The sequence below is a fragment of the Verrucomicrobiia bacterium genome (genome assembly GCA_019634635.1).
In the GTDB taxonomy this organism is placed as follows: domain Bacteria; phylum Verrucomicrobiota; class Verrucomicrobiia; order Limisphaerales; family UBA9464; genus UBA9464.
The window spans coordinates 25,936-48,403 of record JAHCBB010000033.1 but is presented as its reverse complement, the minus strand read 5'-3'; the positions used below and the strand labels follow the sequence as shown (position 1 = coordinate 48,403).

Annotated in this window: 19 protein-coding genes and 1 pseudogene; 12 read left to right on the top strand and 8 right to left on the bottom strand. The window is 67.1% G+C overall.

Annotated features, from left to right (window positions below; genetic code table 11):
* Nucleotides 1-589: 589 nt before the first annotated feature.
* The 6 genes from trpS to KF791_17305 all read left to right on the top strand — a co-directional run bounded on the left by trpS (nt 590) and on the right by KF791_17305 (nt 5,817).
* Nucleotides 590-1,573 carry a tryptophan--tRNA ligase gene (gene trpS / locus KF791_17330; protein MBX3734341.1) on the top strand — a complete coding sequence of 328 codons (984 nt, stop codon included), beginning with the start codon at nt 590-592 and terminating at the stop codon, nt 1,571-1,573.
* Nucleotides 1,574-1,777: 204 nt separating this feature from the next.
* Nucleotides 1,778-2,062 (top strand): hypothetical protein, encoded by a 285-nt coding sequence (locus KF791_17325; protein MBX3734340.1) that lies wholly within the window; start codon nt 1,778-1,780, stop codon nt 2,060-2,062.
* A gap of 170 nt (nt 2,063-2,232) precedes the next feature.
* Nucleotides 2,233-2,478 (top strand): acyl carrier protein, encoded by a 246-nt coding sequence (gene acpP, locus KF791_17320; GenBank protein MBX3734339.1) that lies wholly within the window; start codon nt 2,233-2,235, stop codon nt 2,476-2,478.
* Between the two features lie 120 nt (nt 2,479-2,598).
* On the top strand, nt 2,599-3,864 hold the full coding sequence (fabF, locus tag KF791_17315; protein MBX3734338.1) for a beta-ketoacyl-ACP synthase II: 1,266 nt from the start codon (nt 2,599-2,601) through the stop codon (nt 3,862-3,864).
* 104 nt (nt 3,865-3,968) lie between these two features.
* A complete protein-coding gene (locus KF791_17310) occupies nt 3,969-4,829 on the top strand; it encodes a type II secretion system protein (protein MBX3734337.1) in 861 nt (286 codons plus the stop codon).
* 19 nt (nt 4,830-4,848) lie between these two features.
* Nucleotides 4,849-5,817, top strand: a complete 969-nt coding sequence (locus tag KF791_17305; protein ID MBX3734336.1) for a glycosyltransferase family 9 protein — start codon at nt 4,849-4,851, stop codon at nt 5,815-5,817.
* 18 nt (nt 5,818-5,835) lie between these two features.
* Here KF791_17305 and KF791_17300 read toward each other — a convergent pair whose 3' ends face one another.
* Complete coding sequence (locus KF791_17300; GenBank protein MBX3734335.1) at nt 5,836-6,273, bottom strand: hypothetical protein; 438 nt, start codon at nt 6,271-6,273, stop codon at nt 5,836-5,838.
* A 233-nt stretch (nt 6,274-6,506) separates the two neighbouring features.
* Here KF791_17300 and KF791_17295 point away from each other — a divergent pair, with 233 nt between their 5' ends.
* Together KF791_17295 and KF791_17290 are read left to right on the top strand one after the other, a co-directional pair.
* Nucleotides 6,507-7,811, top strand: coding sequence for an MFS transporter (locus KF791_17295; protein ID MBX3734334.1), 1,305 nt, complete (start codon nt 6,507-6,509; stop codon nt 7,809-7,811).
* A 52-nt stretch (nt 7,812-7,863) separates the two neighbouring features.
* Nucleotides 7,864-9,327: pseudogene (locus tag KF791_17290) on the top strand (sugar ABC transporter ATP-binding protein).
* A gap of 75 nt (nt 9,328-9,402) precedes the next feature.
* On the opposite strand, the gene KF791_17285 reads toward KF791_17290, so the two are convergent.
* The 3 genes from KF791_17285 to KF791_17275 all read right to left on the bottom strand — a co-directional run bounded on the left by KF791_17285 (nt 9,403) and on the right by KF791_17275 (nt 10,990).
* The gene (locus KF791_17285; protein ID MBX3734333.1) at nt 9,403-10,002 is read right to left on the bottom strand and encodes a sterol desaturase family protein; all 600 of its coding nucleotides are present in this window, start codon (nt 10,000-10,002) and stop codon (nt 9,403-9,405) included.
* A 133-nt stretch (nt 10,003-10,135) separates the two neighbouring features.
* Nucleotides 10,136-10,537, bottom strand: coding sequence for a hypothetical protein (locus KF791_17280; protein MBX3734332.1), 402 nt, complete (start codon nt 10,535-10,537; stop codon nt 10,136-10,138).
* Nucleotides 10,538-10,564: 27 nt separating this feature from the next.
* Nucleotides 10,565-10,990 carry a hypothetical protein gene (locus tag KF791_17275; protein MBX3734331.1) on the bottom strand — a complete coding sequence of 142 codons (426 nt, stop codon included), beginning with the start codon at nt 10,988-10,990 and terminating at the stop codon, nt 10,565-10,567.
* A gap of 167 nt (nt 10,991-11,157) precedes the next feature.
* Here KF791_17275 and dprA point away from each other — a divergent pair, with 167 nt between their 5' ends.
* Together dprA and KF791_17265 are read left to right on the top strand one after the other, a co-directional pair.
* Entirely contained in the window at nt 11,158-12,276 is a 1,119-nt protein-coding gene (gene dprA, locus KF791_17270) for a DNA-processing protein DprA (GenBank protein MBX3734330.1), read from the top strand.
* 55 nt (nt 12,277-12,331) lie between these two features.
* Nucleotides 12,332-15,097, top strand: a complete 2,766-nt coding sequence (locus KF791_17265; GenBank protein MBX3734329.1) for an ATP-dependent DNA ligase — start codon at nt 12,332-12,334, stop codon at nt 15,095-15,097.
* A 107-nt stretch (nt 15,098-15,204) separates the two neighbouring features.
* Here the strand turns inward: KF791_17265 and KF791_17260 are convergent, their stop codons facing one another.
* The 3 genes from KF791_17260 to KF791_17250 form a co-directional block, all read right to left on the bottom strand.
* Nucleotides 15,205-16,050 carry a hypothetical protein gene (locus KF791_17260; GenBank protein ID MBX3734328.1) on the bottom strand — a complete coding sequence of 282 codons (846 nt, stop codon included), beginning with the start codon at nt 16,048-16,050 and terminating at the stop codon, nt 15,205-15,207.
* Nucleotides 16,051-16,153: 103 nt separating this feature from the next.
* Nucleotides 16,154-16,810: a response regulator transcription factor gene (locus tag KF791_17255; GenBank protein MBX3734327.1), complete on the bottom strand. Its 657-nt coding sequence runs from the start codon at nt 16,808-16,810 to the stop codon at nt 16,154-16,156.
* Nucleotides 16,807-17,898 (bottom strand): sensor histidine kinase, encoded by a 1,092-nt coding sequence (locus KF791_17250; GenBank protein MBX3734326.1) that lies wholly within the window; start codon nt 17,896-17,898, stop codon nt 16,807-16,809. The genes KF791_17255 and KF791_17250 overlap by 4 nt, the downstream gene beginning before the upstream one ends.
* A 324-nt stretch (nt 17,899-18,222) precedes the next feature.
* On the opposite strand from KF791_17250, the gene KF791_17245 reads away from it, so the two are divergent.
* On the top strand, nt 18,223-19,971 hold the full coding sequence (locus KF791_17245; protein MBX3734325.1) for an insulinase family protein: 1,749 nt from the start codon (nt 18,223-18,225) through the stop codon (nt 19,969-19,971).
* 31 nt (nt 19,972-20,002) lie between these two features.
* Nucleotides 20,003-21,499 carry an insulinase family protein gene (locus tag KF791_17240; GenBank protein ID MBX3734324.1) on the top strand — a complete coding sequence of 499 codons (1,497 nt, stop codon included), beginning with the start codon at nt 20,003-20,005 and terminating at the stop codon, nt 21,497-21,499.
* Between the two features lie 31 nt (nt 21,500-21,530).
* On the opposite strand, the gene KF791_17235 is transcribed toward KF791_17240, so the two are convergent.
* Nucleotides 21,531-22,427: a sugar phosphate isomerase/epimerase gene (locus KF791_17235; protein ID MBX3734323.1), complete on the bottom strand. Its 897-nt coding sequence runs from the start codon at nt 22,425-22,427 to the stop codon at nt 21,531-21,533.
* Between the last annotated feature and the right edge of the window lie 41 nt (nt 22,428-22,468).

The following is a 22,468-nucleotide window of genomic DNA, read 5'->3' as shown; positions in this document are numbered from 1 at the left end:
AGGAACTCGCGGAAGTCGTCGCTCAGATACCGAAGGTCCGTAGGCATATTGGCGGGCGAGCTCCAGTTGACGCAGCCGTTCCAGCGGGGTCAGGGAACGTTGCCAGGCGCGGTCCGCAGCCTCCACTTCGGCAAAGGATGGGAATCGGGTGACAATGGGCCGGATCACTTTCGAACGCCTCATATGGCGGCAGGTTTCTGGTCAGGCCGCGCCCTGGCAAGGGCGCCAGGAAGACCATGGCGAACCCTGAGTCCCGGGGACTTTCGGTTTGAAATGACCCGGAATCGCGGCGCCGAATGCACAGGGGGAAGCGTAGCCAGAGCTGTTCCACGCCTTCAATCCGCAAACGCCCCCTGGCCCACGGATCCGCCGGCCTAATCACCCGCGAGCCGGCTTTGGGAACCCAGCAAGCGGGCACACGTACAGGTGGGTCGGCTGGTCAGATCAGCCCGAACCCGACCACCGGCTGGTGCGACTCCCCAACGGGAGATTCGCGGCTCCGGGGAGGCAGGACACCATTCCACTCCAGCGCCGGCTGCCGGATGGCCGTGGCTTGCCTCGCAGCCATCCGGTTCCGCATGGTCGCCCCATGCGGATCTTGACGGGCATCCAGCCCAGCGGCGCCCTGCATCTGGGCAATTACTTCGGGGCCATGCGTCCCGCCATCGAGCTTCAGGAACAGGGGGAAACCTACTACTTCATCGCGGACTACCACTCGATGACCTCGCTCACGGACCCGGTCCGCCGGCGGGAATACACCCGCGACGTCGCCCTGGATTTCCTCGCCTGCGGGCTGGATCCCGCACGATGCATTTTCTGGAGGCAAAGCGACGTGCCCGCCGTCACCGAGCTCGCCTGGCTGCTGAGCACGGTCACCCCGATGGGCCTCCTGGAGCGCGCCCACAGTTACAAGGACAAGATGGCCACACTGGGTGAAGGCGACGTCGAGAAGGTCAACCACGGGCTCTTCGCCTACCCGGTGCTGATGGCCGCCGACATCCTCCTCTACGACGCAAATGTCGTGCCGGTGGGGCGGGACCAGAAGCAGCACCTCGAGATGACCCGGGACATCGCGGGCAAGTTCAATACCGTGTACGGAGAGGTCTTCGTGATTCCCGAACCGCGCATCCGCGACGCGGTCGCCGTGGTGCCGGGAACAGACGGCCGGAAAATGAGCAAGAGCTACGGCAACACCATTGAGATCTTCGCCGACGAAAAGGCCCTCCGGAAGAAGATCATGGCCATCAAGACGGACAGCCGGCTGCCGTCGGAACCCAAGCCGGATGCCGACCAGAACATCGCCGTCCAGTTGCTGAAGCTGGTCGCCCCCCCGGATGCGGCCTCCGAAGTCGAGGACCGCCTCCGGGCCGGCGGCACCGGATATGGGGACGTCAAGAAGGCGCTCTGGGAGCATTGCTGGGCGCATTTCGCCGAACCCCGAAAGCGCCGGGCCGAACTGGCGGCCCACCTGGACCAGGTGGACGCGATCCTCCGCGATGGGGCCGAACGCGCCACCGCCGTGGCCTCAAGGGTGATCGCGCGCGCCCGGGCCGCGTGCGGTCTTTCCCGCTAGCCCGGAGCTCTCACCGGGCTTCGTCGCGAGGTGCCGCGAAAGCCCGTCTGACAAGGCGCCCAAAGCAGTTCCGAGCCGGGCTGTATGAGAACATGCTGTCCGGTGAGGAACCCGAGGCCAACGCGGCCAGACGGGCTTGCAGCAAGCCGCAGCAGAAACCCGGTGAGGCATCCGGACTCCCAAAATCGTCGGGCCGGCGTCGCGTTGCCTTGCGCGCCACGGCGGCACGGCAACGACGGCAGTGCAGTCGTTCGGGGAGGCGCGCTGACCGTTGCGCTGGCGCTCCCCGCACCGCACGGCAAATCGGCGCGCCAGCGACTGCGCGTCGCCCCGGAACGACAGGTCACGCTTCGGGCGGCTGAGCCGCCCGTCCGGAACTTCACCCGCTTCCGCCCGATGGCGGCGGCGTGGGGTGGACCGGGTGGAGGGCTGGGCGAATGGATGACCCTCGGAGAGCTGCGCGACCTTGTGGAGGCGCTGTCGGAGTGAGCGATGCGATGCACCGGGCAGACCCCGGGAGCCGGCGCAGCGGGCGGGCCGAAGGGTCCGGACCGGAATTTGAAAAATTCCCCGGACATCCCGTGCGGAAATTGACGGAACAAGGGCTTGACGCCCCCACAGGCCACGCCTAGACAGGCCGCGCGAAATCAACACGCGCTATGGCCGCTGAAAAATCCATCGAGCAACGCATCAAGGACATCATCGTCGAGCAGCTCGGCGTAAACGCCGACCAGGTGACGCCGGAGGCCAAGTTCATCGAGGACCTGGGCGCGGACTCCCTGGACACGGTGGAGTTGGTGATGGCCCTGGAGGAGGAATTTGGGCTGGAGATTGCCGACGAGGAGGCGGAGAAGCTTCAAACCGTGGGCGACGTCGTCAAATACGTGGAGGACCAGCAGAAGTAATCGAGGGCGCGCTCGATCCGAAGAGGGCAGCCGGCGACCCGGCTGCCTTTTTCTTTGGTGAACGGGGTCACTTTTCCTTTGCCCGCGGCGCGTGTTTTCCCGGGTAATGGCGCGCAAGCGATGAGTTCATGGTCCGAACGTCGGGTGGTGGTCACGGGCATCGGCTGCGTGTCCAGCCTGGGCAACGATGCCGGCACCCTGTGGAGGAACATCGTCTCGGGCGCATGCGGCATTGAGCGGATCACCTCGTTCGACGCGAGTCCCTACGACTGCCAGATCGCGGCGGAGGTTCGCGAGTTTGCGCCCGCTCCGGCATTTCCGAACCCCAAGGAGGTCCGTCGCACCGACCGGTTCTCCCACTTCGGAGTCTATGCGGGCTGGGGCGCGCTTCAGGATTCCGGCCTCGATCTCGATCGGGAAGACCGCGACGAGATCGGCGTTTTTCTCGGATCGGGCATCGGCGGCCTGAAGACCACCGAGGAGCAGCACTGCGTCCTGCTCGACAAGGGGCCGTCCCGCATCAGCCCGTTCATGATCCCGATGCTGATCCTGAACATCGCCTCGGGCCTGTTCTCGCTCTACTACCGGCTGCGCGGTCCGAACTTCGCCACCTGTTCCGCCTGCGCGACCGCAACCCATGCCATCGGCGAGGCCTGGGCCACCATCAAGCGCGGGGACGCCGCAGTGATGTTCGCCGGCGGGACCGAGGCCACCGTGGTGCCGATGGGGATTGCCGGCTTCTCGGCGATGAAGGCCATGAGCACGCGGAACGACGAGCCCCACCGCTCGTCGCGGCCGTTTGACCGTCAGCGCGACGGGTTTGTCATGGGCGAGGGCGCGGCCGTGCTGGTCCTGGAGGAACTGGACCATGCCCGCCGGCGCGGCGCGCGGATCTACTGCGAGATCGTCGGCTACGGGAACACTGCGGACGCCTGTCACATGACGGCCCCCGACCCGGAGGGCGAGGGTGCGGGCCGGGCCATGCACATGGCCCTGCGCCACGCCGGGCTGCGTCCGGACGCCGTGGACTACATCAACTGCCATGCCACCAGCACGCCGGTCGGAGATGTCTGCGAGGCGCGCATGATCCGGAACGTGTTCGGAGATCACGCCCGGCACCTGGCGGCCAGTTCCACGAAGGGTGCCACGGGCCACATGCTTGGGGCCGCGGGGGCGATCGAAATGGCCATCTGTTGCAAGGCGGTGGAGGCCCAGGTGGCGCCGCCGACCATCAACCTCGAGGAACCGGATCCGGAGTGCGCCGCGTGCGACCTCAACTTCGTACCCCGGACCGCCCAGGAACGGCGCATCGAAGTGTTCGCCAACAATTCGTTCGGGTTCGGCGGCCACAACGCCATCGTTGTGGGTCGCCGGTTCACGGGCTGATCGGGTGGGGCGGATTTCGCCCCGGGGGCCGCTTTTTTTGGCAACTCCTGCTTGGAAGGTGGACAGACGTCCGCGAGGGTCCTTCTTAAGACACGTTGAAGACCATGAAACTCGCCCCCTCACTCCGTCGCACGCGCATCCGGGAGCCGCGCGGCTTCACACTCATCGAACTGCTGGTGGTGATCGCCATCATTGCCATCTTGGCCGGCATGCTCCTGCCGGCACTGGCCAAGGCCAAACTCAAGGCCACCGGCGCCGCCTGCGCCAACAACCAGAAACAGCTCGCGCTCGCCTGGATCATGTATTCGGGTGACAATCAGGATTACCTGGCCCCGACCGACAACTGGCGGAACAAGCAGGGCATCAACACCCCGCTCACCGGCGGCGGGTACTGGGCAGGTCCGCGACCCGACATTTCGGGAGGCATCACACTGGAACAGGCCATGACCCGGGTCCGCGCCGGCCTCACCAACGGACCGCTCTGGGACTATCTCACCGCAGTGAACTCCTACCATTGCCCGGGCGACCTTCGGGCGCGCCGACGCCCCGGACAGGGATGGGCGTGGGACAGCTATTCCAAGGCGAACGGGATGAATGGAATTTTGGGCTGGGAGGCCGCGCAGCCCCCGTACATCAAGGTGGATGACGTGACCAGCCCGGCCGAATCCTTCATCTTCATTGAGGAGTCGGATCCCAGGAACTCCAACCTTGGCACGTGGGTCTTGAGCGTGGCGGGACGGAGCTGGATTGATCCGTTTGCCGTGTTCCACGGGAACTTCAGCACCTTCTCCTTCCAGGACGGCCACTACGAGGGGCACAAGTGGATTGATCCACGGACCATCAAGGCGGCCCGGGACTCCGCCGTCGGCATCTCGAGCTTCAACTGGGCCGGCGGCGGCCCCAACAATCCCGACTTCCGGTGGGTGTGGGACAAGTACCGCCATAAGCGGTGGCAGCCCCTCTGACCGGTTCGGTCCTTCCCAGATGCCACCGGCCATGGCGCCGCCGGAGATTCGCGGGCCGGGTCCGGATGGCCCCCGGCAGGGAAACATCCTGGTCATCCGCGGCGGCGCCCTTGGGGACTTCATCCTGACCCTCCCGGTCCTGGCGGCCCTGCGCGCGAGTTTTCCCGGCAACCGCATCGAGGTGCTGGGCTACCCCAACGTGGCCGCCCTGGCCTTGGCCTCAGGGGCGGCCGATACCGCCCGGAACATCGAGGCGCGACCGCTCGCCGGGTTCTTCGCCCGCGGGGGCGATCTGGATCCCGAACTGGCCGCGTACTTCGGCAAGTTCCACATCATTCTCAGCTACCTGTTCGATCCGGACCTGATCTTTCAGACCAACGTCAGCCGCGTCTCACGCGCGGGCTTCCTTCAGGGGCCCCATCGCCCGGATGAAGCGTCCGATACCCACGCGTCCGAGCAGTTGCTGCGCCCGCTCGAACGCCTCGCCGTGTTTGATGCCGATCCGGTGCCCCGAATTCGTGGCCGCGCCGCGGACGCCTCGCGGAACGGTCCGCTCGCGGTGCATCCAGGATCCGGCAGCGAACGCAAGAACTGGCCGGAGAGCCGCTGGGCCGCCCTGCTCGAAAGCCTCGCGCAAACAGAAGGATCGCGGTTTCTGCTGGTGGGGGGCGAGGCCGAGGGCGACCGGCTCGATCGCCTCGCAGCCGGTCTCCCCCGCGGCGCCGCGGAGGTCCTGCGGTCGCGTCCGCTGCCCGAAGTGGCCTCCCATCTTGCAGCCTGCCGGGGGTTCCTCGGACACGACTCCGGCATCACCCACCTCGCTGCCGCCCTCGGCCTCCCGGGCCTCATCCTCTGGGGGCCTAGCCGGGTCCGGACGTGGCGCCCACGCTGCGACCGCATGGAGGTGCTTGAGGCCGGAGATCAGCTGGAGCGTCTTGCCGCAGGCCCGGTTGCCGCACGCATCCGGGCGCTCCTGCCCGGATGGTGAGCCCGGGGCGCGGCAGGCTCAGGGCGCGGGGGGGCGGGTCATCGAGAAGATTCCGCGGTAGCTGTCGCTGGAATATTGCGACTGGAAATGGCGCGGATCGGCCCGGCCCTCCTGCGAAAACGTCCACCGCATCACCTGCTGCGTGCCGCTGAAGACAAACGCGTTGTCCTCCCAACGCCCGGTGAGCGTCGCCTCGAAGGTCCCGCTGAGAATGCCCAGCCACCAGGCCTTGAACCGCGCGTGATACTCCGTCTCGGAGACCCTTGAAATCACCGCGATCAGCCGGTCGGTGTGGTCATTGTTGGAGTTTTGCCAGACCCCGACCCAGGCGCCGGTGATGTCATTGGTGGGCGCCGCCTGTCGGGACGCCGCCCTCCATTCCCTGGAATAACTGCAGCCGCATCCCAGAACCGCCAGCAGGAGCCAGCAGATCGCCCCGTGTCTCCACGTGATCATCGGAAGCACCTTGCCAGGAACCGGATGCCGTTGGGAAGACTCCAGGTGCCGCAGGCGGGTCGGCGGGGACCCCAACGCCTCCACCCGAAACCACCTGCCGGGAATCTACCGCTCCCGCGTCGGAACGACCGCTCCCGGGCGTCCTCGGCGGCACGGGGACGGAGTCGGTGCTTGTTTCGCGGGGCCGGGCTTACCTACCTTCACGCCCGATCGGTCACCGCTCCCCCCTGCCCATGAATTCCACCCCCCGGTTGAAGTTGTTCTTCATGATGGTGCTCCAGTTTTTCATCTGGGGCGCCTGGCTGCCGCTGATCTTCGGCTACCTGCCCAGCCTGAGATTCACCCCCGGGGAGCAGTCGCTGATCCTCAATGCGTTCCCGGTGGCCTCCATCGTGGGGATGTTTTTCAGCAACGAGTTCGCCGACCGGCGCTTCGCCGCCGAGAGGTTCCTCTCATTTTCCCACCTCATTGGCGGCCTGGCGATCATGGGGCTCGGGTTCGTCGAGTCCTTCGGGGCGTTCTTCAGCCTGATGCTCGTGCACTGCCTGCTCTACGTCCCGACCATCTCCATCACCAACTCCATCGCCTTTGCCAACATGCGCGATCCGCAACGCGAGTTCGGGCTGGTCCGGATGGGCGGCACCATCGGATGGATCCTCGCTGCGTGGCCGTTCACGTTCATCTTTGTGGACTGGGCAAAGGTGTCGGACGCCAATCCGCAGGGCCTGGTCGCGTGGGTCGGCGAGGCCCTCAAGCATGGCCTGACCGGACCCGCGCTGCAGAGCGCCACGCGCTGGACCTTCATCGTTGCGGGCATCGCGTCCCTCGTGCTGGCGGCCTTCAGCCTGGCGCTGCCCCACACACCGCCGAAGCCCGGCACCGGCGCCAACAAGCTCGCGTGGCTCGAATCGGTCCGCTTCCTGAAACATCCGTTCATCCTGGTGCTCTGGGTGGTGACCTTCATTGATTCGTTCGTCCACAATTGTTACTTCAACTGGACCGGCGTCTTTCTGGGCAGCCCGGCGGTGGGCATTCCGGGGAACTGGATCATGCCGGTGATGAGCATCGGGCAGGTGGCCGAAATCCTGACCATGTTCATCCTCGGGGCGACGCTGAAGGCCCTTGGCTGGCGAACCACCCTCATCGTCGGCATCCTCGGGCACACGGCGCGGTTCGCGGTCTATGCCTTCTTCCCGCAACATCAGGGCCTGATCATCCTCGTGCAGGTGCTGCACGGCATCTGTTACGCCTTCTTCTTCGCCACGGTGTACATCTTCGTGGACGCCTACTTCCCGAAGGACGCGCGGTCCAGCGCCCAGGGGCTTTTCAACGTGATGATCCTCGGCATCGGCGCCCTGGTGGCCAACTCCATCTGCCCCTGGCTGCTGCAGTCGGTGTACACCCAGGACGGGGTCACCAACTTCCGCGGGCTGTTCGTCCTGCCGTGCCTGATCTCGCTCGGCGCGGTGGTGCTGCTCGCCCTCTTCTTCCATCCGCCGAAGACCCCCACTCCCGCTCCCGACGCCGTCGGGCACTGACACCCGGTGTTCCTGTGCGGGCTCCGTCCCCGTGGCCTTTCTCAGCTTCCACGGCATCACCAAGCGCTTTGCCGGCGTCCATGCGCTGGAGGGGGTGGGCTTCGCCGTCGAGGAGGGCTCGTGCCACGCGCTCATGGGCGAGAACGGCGCCGGGAAGAGCACCCTCGGAAAAATTCTCGCCGGCGTGCACCGCGCGGATACCGGTGAAATCCGCCTCAACGGCCGGGTCGTCTCCCCGCCCAATCCCCATGCCGCCCGAAAGCTCGGATTGGCGATGGTCCATCAGGAGCTGGCCTTCTGTCCCAACCTCACCATCGCCGAGAACCTGTGCCTCGGGGACCTGCCGGCACATGCCGGCGTCTTGTCCCGGCCCGCGATGCGAACCCGGGCCCGCGAGATGCTGGCGGCGATGGATGCACCGTTCGACGTGGACCGTCCGTTGGGGGAGTTGACCACCGGACAGGAACAGCTCGTGCAGATCGCCGCCGCCGTCGGCACCGGCGCCCGGGTGATCGTGTTTGACGAACCCACCAGCTCCCTGTCGGTGGCTGAAAGCGAACATCTGTTCTCGCTGCTGGCGCGGCTTCGCGAACGCCGCATCACGGTGCTCTACGTCTCGCACCGCATGGACGAGATCTTTCGGCTGTGCGACCGGGTCACCGTGCTGCGGGACGGGCGTCATGTCGCGACCGGGGCGGTTGCGGACACCTCCCCCGAGGCCCTCGTCCATCAGATGATCGGACGCGACATCACCCCGCACGAACCCTCTCACGCCGGGCGCCCCCTGGGACCGGAGCGGCTGCGCGTGGAGGGGCTGTCGTCGCCCGGCCGCTTCTCCGGGGTGGAATTCACGCTGCGCGCCGGCGAGGTGTTGGGACTGGCGGGACTTGTCGGCGCCGGACGCAGCGAGGTGGCGCATGCGATTTTCGGACTCGACCGCGCGGCCACCGGTTCGGTGCGGGTGGGCGGGAATCCGCTGCCGCTGGGCCGGGTCGGCGCCGCGATGCAGGCGGGCCTTGGCTTCCTACCCGAGGATCGCAAGCGCCTCGGCCTGCTGCTCTCCCTCAACTGCCGCGAAAACACGTCCCTCGCAGCCCTGCCTCGCCTGGCCACGGCAGGCATCGTTCGGCGCGGGGCGGAGCGGGTTTTGGTGCAACACTACGCCGACCGGCTCCGGGTCAAAGCCCCATCGCTGGAGGCGCCTGTCCGGGAACTGAGCGGTGGCAACCAGCAGAAAATCGCCCTCGCCAAGTGGCTGGCACTGGAATGCCCGGTGCTGCTGGTGGACGAGCCCACGCGAGGGGTGGATGTCGGAGCCAAGGCGGAGATCCATCGTCTGCTCGACACCCTCGCGGCCGCGGGCACCGCGATTCTGCTGATCTCCAGCGAACTGCCGGAACTGATGGCCCTGAGCCGGCGCATCCTTGTCCTGCGTGAGGGCCGGATCGCCGGGGAACTCAGCCGCCCCGAATTTTCACAGGCGGCAATCCTCCGCCGGATGGCGGGGGTCTCCTGAGGGGCACGCGGGACACTCCCCGTGGCGTCGGGTTCGCCTGCGGGCGCCCGGCCGCCTCCGGCCATCCGGGCAACCTCAGTGCGCCACCGGCACGGGCTCGGGCGTCAGCGGCTGCACATTGGGCACGGACGGACCGCGAGCCTGCGCGAAATGGGTTCTGGCCCGGGGCAGCAGCGTGCCAAGGCAAAGGTCGGCGAGGGGCAGCACCACGTTGAAATTCTTGTGCATGTACCGGTGGTGCAGCAGGTGATGGCCGTTGAGCCGGAAGAAGATCCCGGAGCGCTCGACCCGGCGGCGGCGCGGCAGATGCATGCACCAGTGCAGGTATTCGTAAACCCCGTAGTAGAGGGCAAACACGACGGCGGCTGCAGGCACGACCTCCCAGTGTCCCAGTGCCCAGCCCGCTATGGCGTAGGGAATGCATCCCAGGGCGACCAGCACCGGGCCATTCCACCAGGCCATCGGGATGATCTCCCGGTCCTCGTCGCGTTGCACGTGGTAGGACTCATCCGCCCGGAAGACGTGGTGATGGATGAGGGCGTGGGTGCGGAAGGGGTAGTCAAACGGCCCGACCGGCCGGTGCATGACATACCGGTGCAGGAGCCATTCAAACAGGGAGGCGAAGGCGACGGCCGACACGGCGGCAGCCGAAAACCAGATCAGGGTGGAGAGCATTGATGACGTCGCCATCCACGGTCAGACCCGGGCACGACACACCGGGACTGTCCCAGATTTCCGCGCTTGGGAAAGGGAAGTTGTATAAAATCCACGAGGTTCAATCCGGCCTCCCCCCGGGAGGGCGGGCGGATCAATCCCCGGTGAACGACCCCCAGGCCTCGTTCCATTCCGGCAGGGAGTCGTTCCGGGCTTCCATCACCGATTGTTGCGCCGCCCGGTTTTCAGCGCCCGCCGCCGCCTCGATTTCCACTCGCGCCTGGTACGCCCGGTACTGCTCCTGCTGCCCGATGTACAGCTGCATCCGGGCCAGATCGGGGTACACGTAGAATTGCTTCCCATCCCGGGTCACCAGGGTGAGCTCGCCCGGGGGGAACTGTTGAACCATCTGGCGCTGCTCAGGCGTGGTGGCCGGCACCACCCGAAACCCGGCGGCCGCAAGCCGGCTTTCGATCTGCTCCGTCCGGGACGGGGTGGAGCACCCGGCAATCCAGGCAACGACGACCAGCGAAAGGAGGATGGAAGGGCGGTTCATGGCGGGAGTCCGGGGCACACGCGCGGATCAAAAAGGAGCCAGCGGCCAGACGCCAAAGGCCGCCCAAGGGTCGTCGCTCAACGCGGTGGCCTCGGTGTTGATGATCTCGGCATTGGTGGCGTCCCGTTCGGTCTGCAGCGCCTCGGTCTGCACCTTCTGGTTCAGCAGCAGGTTCTGGTAGGCCGAATACTGCGCGTTGCGGCCCACGTAGAGCTGGTTCTTCGCGCGGTCCGGATAGACGAAATACACTTCGCCCTGACGGTTGATCACCGAGATCCGCTCGTTCGGCAGGGTGTTGAGCTGCCTCAACTGCTCCGGCGTCGTCGCGGGGACCACCTGGAACCCGGAGGCCGCAAGGTCCCGCTCGGTCCCCCGGGGACTCGTCGCGCATCCGGCAAACGCGACGACGATGAGGGTGGCGATCAGGCACCGGAACAGAGGAGCGGGCTTCATGGGCGGCAACGGCAACAACGCGCGGAGTCTTGGGTCAACCCCGGCCGGGCGTCGAGCCACAATCCCGGCCCACGCGTCAGACGGGCTTCGGCGGGGTACCCTCCCGAAACTTGGGGAACGGGACGGCATTGCCGCATGGGATGCCCATCGCTTATGCGGGTTGCTGCATGACCTCGCGGGAAGCCCTCATCGCCCTCAACCTGGTGGATCACGTCGGACCGGTCCGCCTCCGCCAATTGATGGCGCACCTGGGGCCCGACCCGGCGGTCATCCTGCGGGCATCGCGGGAGGCGCTGTTGTCCGTTCCGGGAATCGGCACCGACACCGCGGAGGCCATCGCCGGCTGGGAACGGACCGTGGATCTCGGGGCGGAATTGCGGCGGATCGAAGCCTCGGGAGTGCGGGTCGTGATCGCATCCGACGAGGAGTACCCGCCCCTGCTCCGTCAGATCTATGATCCGCCGATCGTCCTGTACGTGCGGGGTCACCTGCTCCCCGCGGATCGCAATGGAGTCGCCCTGGTGGGCTCCCGGCTCACGACACCCTACGGACAGGAGGTGGCCCGGAAGCTGGCCTACCAACTCGCCTTCACAGGGGTGACCGTGGTGAGCGGCGGGGCCCGGGGCATTGACACCGCGGCCCACCAGGGAGCACTGACCGCCAGGGGCCGCACGCTTGCGGTGCTGGGCACGGGGATCAACCGGGTCTTCCCGCCGGAGAACGCCGCCCTCTACGAGCGGATCGCCGAGCACGGCGCCGTCCTGACCCAGTTCCCATTCAACCGCCCGGCAGATCGGCAGAGCTTTCCCATCCGCAACCGGATCGTCGCCGGCATGACCCAGGGGACCGTGGTGATCGAGGCCAACCTGACCAGCGGCGCGCTGATCACCGCCCAGTTTGCCATCGAGTACGGGCGGCAGGTGTTCGCCGTTCCGGGGCGGGTGGATTCCCCAAGATCCAAGGGGTGCCACGAACTCATCAAGCAGGGCGCCAAGCTGTGCGAGGGGGTGGAGGACATCCTCAGCGAGTTCGAGTACCTCTTTCCGCCCTCCAACCGCCCCGCCGCCGGCACGGATGGCGACGCCACTGTTCTTCCGGGGCTGACGCTCTCCGACCCGGAATCCCGGGTGCTCGTCGCCCTGCAGGCCGGCGCCGAGCACCTCCCGGACGACATCATTCGCACCACCGGGCTGCCGGCCAGCGCCGTGTCCGTGGCGCTGTTCAGTCTCGAATTGAAACGCTTGGTGCGTCAGCTCCCGGGGAAGCTGTACCGGAGGCTCGACTGATTCCTGGCGGCAACTCGCTCGCCCGTCCACCGGATCGCGGTACCGTGTCCGGGCCATGGACCTGCTGGCATTTCGCTACCACGAGGGGGCCGTTCACCTGCCGGCCCTCGGACTGTGGCTCGACGCCCACCGCCCCATGGGTCCGGACGCAGCGGTCTTCGTTTCCCATGCGCACGCCGACCATACGGCGGCACATGCCCGGGTGCTCCTGTCGGAACCCACCCGACGCTTGATGCGCGCCCGGGTGGCGGGGGAGCGGATGGAGCAGGTGCTGGATTTCGGACGCCGGTATGACGGGGCGGGGCTCGGGCTGCCGGCTCCCGGGTTGGCGATCACCCTCCTGCCGGCGGGGCACATCCTCGGCAGTGCCATGTTGCTCCTGGAGGCTTCGGGGACTTCCCTGCTCTACACGGGGGATTTCAAGCTCCGGCCCGGCCTGAGCGCCGAGGCCTGCGAGCCGCGCAAGGCGGACCTGTTGATCATGGAAACGACGTACGGCCGTCCGGAGTATGTATTTCCGCCGACGGCGGTGATTCTGGAGTCGGTGATCCGGTTCTGCCGCGAGGCGCTCGACAATGACGAAACGCCCGTGCTCCTGGGCTATTCCCTCGGCAAGTCGCAGGAAATCCTGAGCGGACTGGCGGGTGCAGGCCTCCCGGTCGCGTTGAGTGGTCCCGCGGCGAAACTGACGGCGGTCTATGAGTCGCTCGGACACCGCTTCCCCGCCCATGAGACGCTCGACGCCGGCAAGGCGGCCGGGAAGGTCGTGCTGGCCCCGCCCGGAATGGCGATATCGGCCCTGCGACGTCGGCTCGGATCCTGCCGGATCGCCGTCCTGACCGGATGGGCCGTGGATCCCGGCTGTCGTTTCCGCCACCAGGCCGATGCCGCCTTTCCGTTGAGCGATCATGCCGACTTCTCCGATCTGGTGGCCTTCGTCCGACAGGTCGCCCCGAGGCGCGTGTTCACCCTGCATGGGTTCGCGGCCGACTTCGCCGCCCACCTCCGGGGACTGGGGCATGATGCCTGTGCGTTGAGCGAGGTGGAGCAATTGGAACTGTCGCTGGGCGCGATGCGGCGGGATCCGGCGGCCCGCGCGGTGACCGAAACACCGGCCACAACCGTCGCGGAGGACGCGTTGGCCCCGCACGACGGCCCCCCATTCGCCGGCTTCGCGCGGACCTGCGCCCGGATTGGAAGCCTGCGGGCCAAATCGGAAAAGGTGCGGCTCCTGGCGGACTATCTCGCAACGATCGAACCGCCCGCACTGGGCTGGGTGACCACCTGGCTTGCCGGGGGATCGCTGACTGCAGACGGACGCCCTCACGGAGCGGGATGGGCGGTGTTGCGTCAGGCCATCGCGGCCGCGGCCGGGGTTTCGGATGCAGACTTCCGCAGCGGCTACCTGAAACATGGCGACACGGGCGAGACGGCTGCCGCGCTGCTGGCGGCCCGTCCAGCCGCGGCCCAGCGGGGGCTTGGATTGCAGGCGGTGCACTCGCTCCTGCAGTCGCTCGCCGCCGCCAAAGGCCCCCCGGATCGGATCCCGCTGCTTCAGCGCGCATTCGCACGTTGTGAGGCAACCGAAGCCCGATACCTCGGCAAAATTCTCACGGGCAACCTGCGCATCGGCTTGAAGGAGGGATTGGTTGAGGAAGCGGTGGCCCTGGCGTTTGGGCACGACCCCGAGGGAATTCGCGAGGCCCACCGGCGCATCGGACGTCTCGGTGATGTGGCGCTGATGGCACGCAAAGGACGCCTCGACGCAGCAGACCTCCAGCCGTTCCAGCCACTTCGTTTGATGCTCGCTTCGCCCGAGCCGACTCCCGAAGCCATCTGGGAACGCGCCGCCCAATGGTCCAGGTCCAGCAGCGAATCCGGGACCCCGACGGTCTGGGTCGAGGACAAATTTGACGGAATCCGCTGCCAGCTGCACCGGGTGGGAAGCCGCGTGGCCGTGTATTCCCGGGACCTCAAGGAGATCACCGCGATGTTCCCCGAACTCGCAGAGGCGGCGCGGGGGCTGTCTGCCGATGTCATCCTCGACGGCGAGATCCTCGTCATGGAGGGCGGGCGGGCGCGGCCCTTTGCCGATCTCCAACGACGGCTTGGCCGGCGGGAACCCGACCTGTTTCTGGCCGCGGACCTGCCGGTGGTGCTCATGGCATTCGACCTGCTCTGGCAGGCAGGCACCAGCCGCCTCGGCCAATCGCTCCGTGAGCGTCGAGCCGGACTCGAGGCCTTGCCGCTGCCCCCCCCGCTGCTGCGCGCGCCGGGGCATCACGTGGATTCTGCGGCGGCCATCAAGACGGCCTTTGACCAGTCCCGCGCGCGTGGCAACGAGGGATTGATGGTGAAGGACCCCGGTTCCGCCTACCTGGCCGGACGCCGCGGGCTCGCCTGGCTGAAACTCAAACGTGCGCTCGCAACCCTCGATTGCGTCATCGTGGCCGCGGAATACGGGCACGGCCGGCGCAATGGGTTGCTCAGTGACTACACCTTCGCCATTCGGGATCCGGCGACGGGAGCCCTCCGAACACTCGGCAAGGCCTACAGCGGGCTCACCGACATGGAGATCGCCCGATTGTCTGACCGGCTCCACGAGCGGGTCGTTCGCCGGCACGGACGCCGGCTCGAGGTCGAGCCCGGGATCGTGCTCGAGATCGCCTTCGACAGCATCCATCCCAGCACCCGCCACGACAGTGGTCTGGCCCTGCGGTTCCCGAGGATCGTGCGAATCCGGGACGACAAGGCCCCGGCCGACGCCGACACGCTGGCTACCGCCTGGCAACTGGCCCGGGCGACGTCGGCGCAAGGTTGAATCAGCGACGGGCCCGGAAGAACCTCCAGTCCACCGTGCTCTCCGCGAGATTGATGGTGATCGGACTCGATCCGGAGACCTCGGTGAAGGCGCCACCAATTCCCGGATCAGTTGGCAAAGATCACCCGGAATGCCGCCTCCGGCAGCAGCTTCGATTCGCTCCGGGCGACACCCAGCCCGACCTGGAGGGAGAAATGCCTTCCGAAATCGTACTGCAACTGGGGCAGGACCAGGAGCGTGGTGAAGGCGCGTCCGGACACCGCCAGATTGGTCTCGACTCCGAAGTGCAGCCGATCCGTGAGCTCGTAGAAGAGCGTCAGGTTCTGGAGGAACTGGGTGCGGTCGCCCCCTTCCCCGCCCGCTCCGGCACCCGTCTCATGCGCCACCCCCCACATGCCCAGCAGCGACCAGTGCGGCGTGAACCGCCAGCCGCCCAGGTACAACGCGACCCAGGTGGTGGCCGTGCTGTTGACGGCCCGCTCGGCGATGGTTTGCACACCGTGGATGTATTGCCCCTCAAACGCCGTTCCGATGGTGTATTGCACCGCAAACTTCACCGCTTCCAGCCGGGTCCCCTCAAAGGGGAACTCCAGCTCAAGCGCCAGCCCGTCCCGGATGGCGTACTCGATTTCGGGAGCCCACTCCGTCTGGGAGGTGTCGAGACTCAGGGGCACCAGGCCGAGTTCGTCCGACGCCTGCCCCGCGCCATTTCGCGTCCGCCGGAGCGGCACCAGGCCCACCACATTGGCCTCCAACTCGCCCTTCCGTGCGCCGAGCGGCCGCACGAGATCGAACAACAGCGGCTCCGGGATATGGGGACCCTCGGGTTTTCCTGGGGGCCCCGCCTCCAGAACGTCCGCCGGCGCCCGGCCCGAGGCGTGTGCCGCACCCACCACCGTGGCCGCGCAAACCATCCGCAGCACCCGGCGAAGCAAGCCATGTCGGCAACCCATCTCCGATCCTAGACCGACCCCCGACCCCCGGCATGTCAGGCGCCGGCGATTCGTGATGTCGGGTGCCGCCCTACAGGAGATTCGACCCCGGTGGCGGCCCATCTCAACGCCGGCTTCCGCCGGCGTCCCACCAACGGATCGCCTCCCGCAGAAGCTCCGTGCCATTGGCCAGGCCGAACTTCTCCTTGATGCGCGCGCAGTAGACCTGGACGGTCTTGATGCTCAGGCCGAGCGTCTCCGCAATTTCCCGGGTCTCCCGGCCCTCGCCCAGCATGCGGAAGACCTCCAGTTCGCGGTCGCTGAGCTGACGGACATCCGACACCGGCGCCGAACCGCTGACAAACTTCTCCGCCATCAGGGTTCGCAACTCGTCGCTGACGAAGAGCCGGCCCTGCAACACCTCCCGGATGGCGGTGATGATCTTGCGCGTGGTGTCGCGCTTCGACACGTAGCCGCGGGCCCCGGCCCGCAGGGCCCGCTCGCAGTAGGTCAGTTCGTCGTGCATGCTGAGCATCAGGGGAATGCTCTCCGGAGAAACGCAGCGGATGTCCTTCACCAGCTCAAGCCCGGAGCCGGAGGGCAGCGTGATGTCCACGATGACCACGTCCGGACGCAGCCGCTCGATGGACTGCAGGGCCTGCGGTGCATCCCCGGCCTCGCCGCAGACGACGAGGTCCTCCTGCTGCTCGATGAGCGTGGTGAGCCATTCCCGGACCAAGGGATGGTCGTCCACCAGGAAGATGCGGCGTGGCAGGCTCATGCCGGGATCTCCCATTGGGGTGCCCCGGGTCCCCCCGGCTGCGGGGCCGCCAGTTCCGCCCCGAGTTCACGGGTCTGCACGCTCACCCGGGTGCCCCGCTCCAGGCACTCGACCGCGAACGCGGCACCGATCATCGCCGCACGGTGCCGCATGATGCTGAGTCCCATGCCGCCGGAATCCGGGACGGCCTGCGAAAGTCCGACGCCATCGTCCTGGATCGTGATGCGCACGCCCAGGCGGTTCTGGTGAAGTCCGATGACCACCTCGCGGCCCCGGCTGTGCCGCACCGCGTTGCGGACGGCCTCCTGCGCGATGCGAAAGAGTTGCGTGGTCGCCTCCGGGTCATTGAGCAGGACGGGGTCCGGCAGGTCGAGGCGGCAGGTGAGCGGGCTGTGGGCACTGGTGGTGCGCGCCAGCTCCCGCAACGCCGCCATGAGCCCCTGCGTGTCAAGCTCCACCGGCGCCAGCCCCCGTGCCAGACTGCGGGCCAGCCCGATGCCATCCTCCACCATGCCCACCAACCGCTCGGCGTCACGCGCTTCGTCGAGATCCCGGGCGATCAGCTTCTCCCGCAGCACCTGGCCCGCGAGGGCCGTTCCGGTGAGGTGCTGGCAGAGGCTGTCGTGCAGGTCATGGCCGATGCGCCGCTGTTCGCGTTCACTCACCTCCAGGAGCGCCCGTTCCAGGCGTTCACGCTCGGCAATCTCATGACGCAGCTCGCGGGTGCGCTCCTGCACCCGCCGTTCCAACTGGTCGCGCGAGGCGCGCAGGAAGGTCAGGGCGGCCACCATGGCCAGGTAGAACGACAGGGCGATCAGGGCGTTCCACCAGGGGACCAGGGCGTTCGCGTACCGGGCACCGCTGGCCAAATCCCCGGCGAGCGACACCCCGACGCTGAGCACCGACAGCAGCAGTCCGGCGCCCCACCCGGTGGTCCAGGTCGCCACTGACACCGATACCAGGTAGAAGAACAGGAACCACAACTCGAACCCCGTCAGGTAATCCGCCGCCGCCACCCCGGCCAGAAGCAGCAGCGACGCGGTGAGCCAGAGCCACCGCGTCCATGGGGGTTGCACGACCTCGTTCATCCGTCCTTCGGCTCCCGATTGAGCTCCAGTTCCCGACGACCATCACCCGTGTTCACCAGACCGTGAACATTTTTCCCGCGAGGCACGGCATCGGCGCCGCCCGGCGGGTGCCGGACCCATCCATCCGCCCTGCCCGTCAGGATCCCGCCGTTCGGGGCTCCGGGCCGTGAACCCCGGGATGGATGATTCAAGAAAAGGGGGGCGGCACCGGTCCGACCGGCACGGTGATGAGACGAACTTTGGCGCCACGGGCGCCCGGACATCCGCCGCCTGTCGGGCTTGCCGAACGAACCCGGGTCGGCATGTTTGCCGCCGGTGGCTTCCATGAAATTTCTCAAGCGCTGCGCGGGCCTTTCCCTGGTGTCGGCCACGCTTCTGGCGGTTCCGGCCGCGGCCCAGCAGATCCCCGTGATCGAGCGGCACCTGTCCAATGGCATGAAGCTGCTGATGGTGGAACGTCACGAGGAACCACGCATCGCCGGCGGCTGGGTGGTCAAGGTCGGCAGCGCCAACGAGCGCCTGGGGATCACCGGGATCGCCCACCTCTTCGAGCACATGATGTTCAAAGGCACCCCCACCCTGGGCACCCGCGACGCGGCACGCGATCTGGAGCTCATTGCGGAGCAGGAACGGGTCCGGGACCTGATGCGCCTTGAGGAGGCGTCCATGCGCCTGGCCCTGCGACGGGGGGAGGTGGACGACCTGAGTCCTCCCACGAATGCCACGCCCCGCCACCAGGAGCTGCAGGCGGAGTTTCGCAGGCTGATCGAGGAACAGCGCGAGCTGCTGGTGAAAAACGAGTTCGACCGGGTGTACACGACCGCCGGCGCCTCCGGAATGAATGCGTTCACCTCGGAGGACATGACCGGCTACTTCATCAATGTGCCGGCCAACAAGCTGGAGTTGTGGTGCTGGATGGAGAGCGAGCGCCTGCTGCACCCCGTGTTCCGCGAGTTCTATGCCGAGCGCGACGTGGTTTATGAGGAGCGCCGGCTGCGCGTGGAGTCCACGCCCCTCGGGAAATTTGCCGAGACCTTCAATGCGGTGTTCTGGGACGCCCACCCGTACATGTGGCCGGTCATCGGATGGCCCAGCGACGTGGCCAACATCTCCCGACGCGAGGCCGACGAATTCTACGCGCTCTTCTACCAACCGCAGAACATCACCCTGATCCTCGTCGGCGACTTCCAGCCGGAGGCGGCCGTGGAGCTGGTCGAGCGCTACTTCGGACGGATCCCCGCCGGCATCCGCCCGCCGCCGGAGGTGACCACCCAGGAGCCGCCCGGGGTGGCTGAGAAGCGCATGTACGCGGAGGCCGAGACCAACCCGCAGGTGGACATTCTCTGGAAGACGGTCGCCTTCCGTCACCGCGACAGCTATCCGCTCGACGTGCTCCAGCTGTTGCTCACCGGCCGGACCGGGCGCCTGTACAAGGGCCTGGTGCTGGGCCGCGAGGTCGCCACCGAGACCTATGCCCAGCAGGATTCCAGGAAATGGGCCGGCCTGTTCAACATTGGCGGCGAGGCCAAGGAGGGTCGGACCCCGGAGGAGGTGGAAGCGGCGATTGATGCCGAACTGGACCGCCTGAAGGAGGAACTGGTCCCGGCGGAGGAGCTGCAGAAGGTCAAGAACCAGTTCGCCGCCTTCGAGTACCGGAAGCTGACCGCCAATTTCCCGATCTTCCTCCAGGTGCTGCAGAACGAGGGGTTGGGTGACTGGCGCGAGGTCAACGAGGCTGCCGCCAAACTTCAGGCCGTCACGGCGGAGGATGTGCAGCGCGTGGCGCGCAAATACTTCACCCGGGAGGACCGGGCGGTGGCGATCTATACCCGCAAGCCCGGGACCGGCGACGCGTCCGAGGATCCCGACCTCGCGGGGCTCAGCGCCGACCAGCGCCCCATCATCCTGCGGATCGTGCAGTCGCTCACGGCAGAGACCGATGTCGCCCAACTGCGCCAGGCGCTTGCCCAGATGCAGGCCGAGGGCGACAACGCGGATCCCAAGCGGCAGCAACTCCAGCGGATCATCCGGAAGAAACTCGCCGAGCGGATCGCCGAGCTCGAAAACAACTGACGGACGTCCCCACCACACGCCTTCGCACGCCATGAAGTTCCACCGTCCGTCCGCCGCCCCCGCCCTCGCCCTCGCCCTTCTGTTCGCTCCGTGGATCGCCACCGCCGCGGACATCCCCAATCGGCCCGAGCAACTGGATTTTCCGCCGCTGGTGTATGAGCCACCGAATCCGTCGGACTACCGGGTGGCCCTGAAGTCCGGCCCCGTCGCCTATGTGGTTCCGGACCGCACCCTGCCCCTCGTCACGCTCAGCATCCTGATCCGGTGCGGCAGCTACCTCGACCCGGCAGACCAGGCGGGCCTCGCCGACGCCACCGGGCATTTGCTGGTCCGCGGCGGCACGAAATCCATGACCGCCGAGGCCCTCGAGGAACGCCTCGCGTTTCTGGCGGCCAACCTGGGCTCCGGCATCGGCGATGACTCCGGTTCGGTCTCGCTCAACCTGCTGTCCAAGGACTTGCCCGAAGGCCTGGAGATCCTGCGCGAGGTGCTCACCGCGCCGCGGTTCCAGCAGGACAAACTCGACCTGTACCGTCAGCAGTCCCTGCAGGCGATGAAGCAGCGCAACGATGACTCCACGGCCATCGAGTCCCGCGAACGACGGTTCCTGGCCTACGGCACCCACTTCTGGCTCTGCCGCTTTCCCACCGCACAAAGCGTGCAGTCCATCACCGCCGAGGACCTCCATGGCTTCCACCGTCGGTGGATCCATCCCGGCAGCTTTGTGGTCGCGGCAAGCGGTGACTTTGATCGGGACGCCATGATCGGCCGGCTTGAATCCCTGTTTTCCGACTGGCCCCACACCGGCGAGCCGCCGCCGGCCATCCCCACCGACATCCAGATGGCCCCTCCCGGCATCTACCTGGTCAACAAGGACGTCAACCAGGGTCGGGTCGCCGTGATGCTCCCGGGGGTGTTGCGGAGCAATCCGGACATGTTCGCCATCCTGGTGATGAACGACATTCTCGGGGGCGGCGGCTTCACCTCGCGGATCATGAACCGGGTGCGATCCGACGAGGGACTGGCCTACGGCGCCGGCAGCAGCTTCCAGGGCGGGATCTATTACCCGCCTCCGTTCCTCGCCGCGTTCGCCTCCAAGTCCCGCACGGTCACCTACGCGACACAAATCGTGCTGGAGGAGATCACCTCCATCGGGAGGAAACCGGTGGGCGATGACGAACTCGCCACGGCCAAGCGTTCCTTCGTGGACACATTCCCGGAGACCTTCAACACCAAGGCCAAGGTCGCGGCCGTGTTTGCCCGAGATGAGTTGACGGGACGCTATGCACAGGACCCCACGTACTGGCAGCGGTGGCGTTCGCGCATCGAAGCTGTCACAAGCGACGACGTCCAACGCGTGGCCCGGGAGCACCTGCATCCGGATCGCGCGGTCATCCTGATGGTGGGTCAGGCCGGTGCCATCGAGGAGGGGGATCCGGCGCACCCCGTCGGCCTCCGCCAACTGTCGGACGGCCCGGTCACGCGGGTCCCCTTGCGTGATCCCATGACGATGCAGCCGCTGCCGTGAGGGCCGGGAACTCCCAACCGGGCCCCGCGACTCACGCCAGGGTGCTGCGCACCCGTTCCAGGAGCCGTTGAGTGGCGACGATGCCGTCGTGCTCGCTGAGGGTGCCGCCCTCATACTCAATGCCCACGTACCCGTGGTAGCCGGCATCCAGCACGATGCGCATCATACGGAAGTAGTCGGTCTCCACACAGTTCCCATCGGCATCAAAATCATTGGACTTGGCACTGACCGCCCGGGCGAAGGGCATCAGTTGCTCCACGCCCAGATAGCGGTCGTACCATTCCCCGGGCCGGATCTGGAAGTTGCCGAAATCCGGCAGCGTCCCGCAGTTGGGCTTGCCCACCCGGCGTATCACCCCGGAAAGCCAGGCGCCATCGGAGCTGAGGCCGCCATGATTCTCCACCAGGCAATGCATGCCGAGCGTCGCGCAGTAGTCCGCAAGGGCAGACAGCCCGTCCACGGCACGATCCTGCTGCTCCTCGTAGGAGCCGATGTCTCCGGTGGCCGCATTCACCCGGATGCTGTGGCCGCCGAGATACCGGGCCGCGTCCGCCCACTTGTGGTGGTTGACCACCGCCTGACGCCGCCTTGCGGGATCCGGATCCCCCAGATTCCCCTCACCATCGCACATGATCAGGAGGACCCGCACCCCCTCCCCGTCCGCACGGCTCCTGAACTCGCGGAGGTAGGCGGCATCCGTCGCCTGCTGCATCATGAACTGATTGACCAGCTCGATCGCCCCGATGCCGTAGTCCTCTCGCGCGACCTTCGGAAAATCGAGATGGGTCATCTGCTTGCCAAACAGCGCCTTGTGCAGCGACCATTCGGCCAGGCTGATCTCGTAGGCGGGCGGCTTGGGCCGGGTGGCACATCCGGCCGCAAGGGCGGCGGCGGACTGGAGGAGAAACTGGCGGCGGTTGGCGTTCATCTGAAGCGGTCGTCCCGGGAATCGCGGCGGCTCCCGTCCGG